The sequence below is a fragment of the Streptomyces sp. AC627_RSS907 genome, from assembly GCF_019049165.1.
The window spans coordinates 1-645 of record NZ_JAGMUE010000518.1 but is presented as its reverse complement, the minus strand read 5'-3'; the positions used below and the strand labels follow the sequence as shown (position 1 = coordinate 645).

Below are 645 nucleotides of genomic sequence, written 5' to 3'. Positions count from 1 at the left end.
CCGCCAAGTCGCTCTCCTACACGGCGACGACACTCGCATGGCTGGGTGACCCTGCCGCAGAGCCCTATGCCAGGGAAGTCATCGCACGACTCGCTCCAGCCCGGGACATTCACACATGGCCCCGCCGCGTCGCGTCGGCGAACATTGATCTGGCTCTCACGCTTCTCGGCGGTGACCGGCTGGACGAAGCCTGCCAGGCCGCGCAGCAAGCCATACTGTCCGGCCGCGTGGTGCCGTCGAACCATTGGCGCGCTCTGGAAGTCGTGAAAGCAGTGGAGGCGCGGAAGCTACCCGAAGCTTCGGAACTGCGTGAGGCTTATCAGGGGCTTCGGCGGTGACAGAAGCAGGGGCGCGGGCGCCACGGCGCGCCTCCCAGCCTGCGGGACGCGCTGACGCACCTCGCCGGCATCGCGTGTGCGGGTCCCCTGGACTTCGGGTGACGGGCCGGGTCCCTTCGGGCCCGCAAGGAGCGGCCTGCCCCCGGCGGGCGCCCTCACTACCGGGCGGGAATACTCGGTCGCACGGCCTGGTTGACACCGGGAACGCTTGAAGATTCAAGCGTATGTCGAATGACGACGCAGCGACAAGGAGTAGCCCGGTGAAGGTCGAGATCTACAGTGACATCGCATGCCCGTGGTGCTACGT

The 645-nt window shown here is 67.3% G+C and carries 1 pseudogene; it reads left to right on the top strand.

Annotated elements, in window-relative coordinates:
* A pseudogene (locus tag KUM32_RS36790) lies at positions 1 to 338 on the top strand (transcriptional regulator); the annotation flags it as partial.
* Positions 339 to 645: the final 307 nt, after the last annotated feature.